Consider the following 3,788-nt stretch of genomic DNA (forward strand, 5'->3'; position numbering starts at 1 on the left):
CTTGTAGAAGCCGTCCTCCCGGTCCCACAGGTGCCGCCGCACCGCGTCCCGCAGCGCGCCCGCCTCGCGCTCGTAGCGCTCGGCGGCCACGCGGTCGCCGCGCGCCCGCAGCAGCGCCGCGATGGCCTTGGCGTCGCCGTACTGGTAGGCGTTGAGCGTGGGCCGGAAGCCCTCGCCGCCGTGGTACGGGTCGTCGCTCTGGTAGGAGCTCGCCGTGTGCTCCATGGCGTCCCACACCGGGGTCTGCCAGTACAGCCCCGTCCCCCGGTCCCGCTGCGCGTCCCACCCGGCCCACTGGCGCTCCAGCTCGGGCAGCAGCGCCACGGCCCGCTCCAGCCGCCCGTCGACCGCCGCGCGGGCCAGGACCGCGTCGGCGGCCCAGAACGAGTACTGGTGCGCCCAGTCGGCGGTGTTGGGGTTGAGGAACTCGGTGGCGGGCTTGGGTCCCGCGCCGCCGCCGCGCAGCCAGTAGTCGAGGTAGTCGTCCAGGTAGCGGTGGTCGCGCAGCCAGCGGCCCTCGTAGACGTGGTGCCCGGCCGCAGCCGCGATCCCGCCGCCGGGCGCGGAGTAGCCGACCGGGCCGAGGAACTCCGACACGATCCAGCCGTCGTCCGGGCCGGTGTGCTTGAGGGCTTCCTTGAAGGTGCGCCACCGGTAGTAGTAGGTGGACTCGATCTCCCGGTCGGGCAGGTCGACGAACGGGATGTTCGCCTCGTACCACTGCGGTTCCACCGCCCCGGCGAGCTTCGCGCGGTGGTCCAGCACCGAGGTGCCGGGCCCGACCGGCGGGTACCACGGCGCGGCGGGCGCGGCCGAGGCCGGGAGCGGGGTCAGGACGGCCGTCGCGGTGAGCGCCACGAGCACGGCGGTGCGCAGTCGCATGGGGGACCCCCGTCGTCACCGGCGCCGCGCGGCGCCGTCGCCTACCCGCATTCATAGCGGCAGGCGACGGGCGCGGTCACGGTTCCTGTCCGGTGGACAGGCGGTCACAGCACGCGGGCGACCGCCTCCAACCGCCTGCGCTCGACGTCGAGGACCTGCTCCCCGGCGCGGCGCAACAGCTCCTCCAGCTCGGCCTCGTCCACGCCGAGCCTGCCCTCCAGCGCGCGCAGCGACCGCCACAGCGCCGACTTCTGGGACAGGGAGACGCGCAGGCCGTCGAGCTCGACCACGTCGCTGAGCGGGGAGCGGGAGAGCAGGCGGCCGTTGGGCTTGGCGCGGCCGAGCTTCTCGCCCAGCCACGCCCCGGCGACCTTGTACCGGCGCACCGGCACGCGGAGCCTGGTCATGATCCGCACCAGGGCGTCCCGGTCCCGCTCCAGGTCCTGCGCCAGCGCGGTCAGCTCGGGGTTGGCGGAGGCGGCCCGCTTGCCCAGCTCTGCGGCGCCGACGAGCCCGGCCAGGTGGTCGTTGAGGTAGGTGCGCAACGCGGAAGTGCCCGCGCCGCGCGTCGTCGCGGTTCCCATGCCGGGCGGATAACCCCGGTGGACCGGGGCAAACCCCCCGTTCGCGCTCACCGGGTCGCGGCGGCCTCGCGGGGCAGCGGCGGCACGTCCGAACGGCGACCTGGGTGCCGGGCGGCGCTCACCTGACCGGGTCCGGGGCCGCGCCGGGCGGCCAGCGCGTCGGCGACGACGCCCGTGGTGAAGGCGTAGACCGCCTTGTGCGCGAGGTCGACGGCCAGCTCGCGGCGCGGCCAGGTCTGCGGGGGCGCGCCGACGCCCGTGGCGTTCTCGATGACCTGGTCGCTGCTGAGCCGGACCACCGCGAACATCGCGGAGGGCACCGGTCCGCGCAGCCCGGCGTTGGCCATCAGCGCCCGGACCACGCCGGTCAGCGCGCCCTGCCCGAAGTGCATCACCAGGTTGGCCGCGCCCGCCCGCTCCCGGTCGGGACCGCCGGTCAGCCGCAGCAGCGCGAGTCCGGGGACGTGCGAGTCGGGTCGTCCGGTGAGCCGCTGCTCCAGCTTCTCGGTCACCAGCATCACGGCGGCACCGGCGCCCAGCCCCTGCCACATCGCACGCTTCAGCCTGGGCGCAGGACTACCCGCGCCCGGCGCGCCCATGCCTCCGCGCTCCCGCCACGGCCCGCGTCACCGGGCGAAGGTCTCCTCCAGCGCCCGCTGCACCGACCCGGTGGCCGGGTGGACGAACAGCTCGCGCAGCAGCAGGTCCGCCAGCCCCGGCAGGTGCAGGCCGGGTTCCCGCCCCGAGACCGCCGCCAGCGCGCCGCCCGCAACCAGCGCGCCCCGCACCACCGCCGCGGGCAGCCCGCGGGTCCGGGCGGGCGCCCCGACCGCCTCGGCCGTCCTGGCGAGCAGCTCCGCCCAGGTCAGGTTCTCGTCGACCACCGGGGTGTCCCGGTCGGCCCGCTCCTCCAGCGCCGTCGCGGCCTCCTCGGCGACGCGCCGCGCGGTCGTGGCGGCCGTCCCGCCGGGCGGGGCGACCAGCGGCACGCGGGAGCGGGCCCAGGAGGCCAGCGCGGGCGCCCAGTTCGGCAGCCGCGCACCGGCCCGGCCGAACACGAACGGCAGCTCCAGCACGGTCACCGGCAAGCCGGTGCGCCTGGCCGCGCGGGCCTGCTCGACGCGGCTTCGGATGTAGGGGTGCCTGCCCGCCAGCTCCCACTCGGGGTGCGCGCGGTGGAAGTGGGTGTAGTACGAGCCGAGGACCACGGCCCCGCTCGCGCCCACCCGCGCCGCGGCCTCGGACAGCGCCGCGACCGGTTCGACGTTGCCGCGCCGGAAGTGCGGGTAGGCGGGTCTGCGCGGGGTGGCGCGGTCGTCGCTGCCCGCCGCGAACGCGTACCCGTCGTGGCCGTCCAGCAGCTCGGTCCAGCGGTCGACGCCGGTGGTCTCGACGTCGAGCGCGTGGTCGACCCCCTCGCGCGGGGTCCTGGCGACCGAGGTGACCCGGTGGCCGCGCGCCACCAGTTCCGCGCCGATGTGCTGCCCGATGAGCCCGCTCGCCCCGATGACCGCGATCCGCATGACCCGATCGTGGCGCACCGGGGCGCGGACGGCACCGCACCCGTGCGCGGTCGTCTCGACAGGCGCCCGCGCCTCAGCCCGCCAGCGGCTCCCCGCTGGGCACGGCCGTCAGCTCGTCGGGGGCGATCGCGGTGCGCGCCCACTCGGCCAGCGCGACCCGGTCCACCAGCACGATGCCGACGCGCCCGGCGACGTCGCGGGCGGGCGCGGTGAACGCGGACGTGGTGACCAGCACGGCGTAGTCGGCCCCGTGGTAGGCCCGCGCGGTGCCCGCGAAGCGCTGCACCGCTTCGGACCCGACCTTGTTGCTGGGCCCGTACCGCTTGCACTGCACCACGAGCCGCCCGCCGTCCGGGGCCTGCGCGAGCACGTCCGCGCCCGCGTCACCGGCCCCGCCGACGACCTCCACGTCCAGGAACCCGGACCGCTCCAGCAGCCGCGCGGTCCACTGCTCGAACTCGACGCCGCCCATGCCGTCGGTGAACTCGATGAGCCGGTCCCGCTCGGCCTGCTCCCGCTTCCTGGCCCGCCGCACCTTCAGCGCCACGACGCCCGCGGTGATCAGGAGCGCGAGCAGCAGCGCCCCGATCCACGCCGACAGCACGGGGTTCTCCTGCACGAACCGCACGACGAGGAGCACGACGACCGCGATGGCCGCCAGCAGCCAGTTCCGCGCCGTGCCCTTCTTCTTCCCCTTGCCGCCACGCGCCCGCTTCCGCTTGTTGCCCGCCATGGTCCCCCTCCCGGCGCCCAGGCTGCTGGACCGCGCGCGTCGCGCGCCCGGGCCGGGCGGGTGGCC

General features: G+C 76.5%; 5 protein-coding genes. All 5 read right to left on the reverse strand.

The window, feature by feature from the left end; genetic code table 11:
- Nucleotides 1-882: MGH1-like glycoside hydrolase domain-containing protein (locus ACTUAL_RS00510; protein WP_440898880.1), on the reverse strand; the 882-nt coding region annotated here is incomplete at its 3' end.
- A 104-nt stretch (nt 883-986) separates the two neighbouring features.
- Nucleotides 987-1,466: a hypothetical protein gene (locus tag ACTUAL_RS00515; RefSeq protein WP_096495771.1), complete on the reverse strand. Its 480-nt coding sequence runs from the start codon at nt 1,464-1,466 to the stop codon at nt 987-989.
- Nucleotides 1,467-1,513: 47 nt separating this feature from the next.
- Nucleotides 1,514-2,017: a hypothetical protein gene (locus ACTUAL_RS00520; RefSeq protein ID WP_440898881.1), complete on the reverse strand. Its 504-nt coding sequence runs from the start codon at nt 2,015-2,017 to the stop codon at nt 1,514-1,516.
- Between the two features lie 75 nt (nt 2,018-2,092).
- On the reverse strand, nt 2,093-2,989 hold the full coding sequence (locus ACTUAL_RS00525) for an NAD-dependent epimerase/dehydratase family protein (RefSeq protein ID WP_096495773.1): 897 nt from the start codon (nt 2,987-2,989) through the stop codon (nt 2,093-2,095).
- A 73-nt stretch (nt 2,990-3,062) separates the two neighbouring features.
- Nucleotides 3,063-3,788, reverse strand: a 726-nt coding sequence (locus ACTUAL_RS00530; RefSeq protein WP_440898882.1) for a restriction endonuclease, incomplete at its 5' end; no start/stop codon positions are given.

The sequence above is a fragment of the Actinosynnema sp. genome (genome assembly GCF_052038725.1).

Excerpts from the sequence above, each read along its gene's own strand:
- ACTUAL_RS00520 (WP_440898881.1), bottom strand. The coding sequence starts at position 2,017 with ATGTGGCAGGGGCTGGGCGCCGGTGCCGCCGTGATGCTGGTGACCGAG.
- ACTUAL_RS00525 (WP_096495773.1), bottom strand. The coding sequence starts at position 2,989 with ATGCGGATCGCGGTCATCGGGGCGAGCGGGCTCATCGGGCAGCACATC.
- ACTUAL_RS00515 (WP_096495771.1), bottom strand. The coding sequence starts at position 1,466 with ATGGGAACCGCGACGACGCGCGGCGCGGGCACTTCCGCGTTGCGCACC.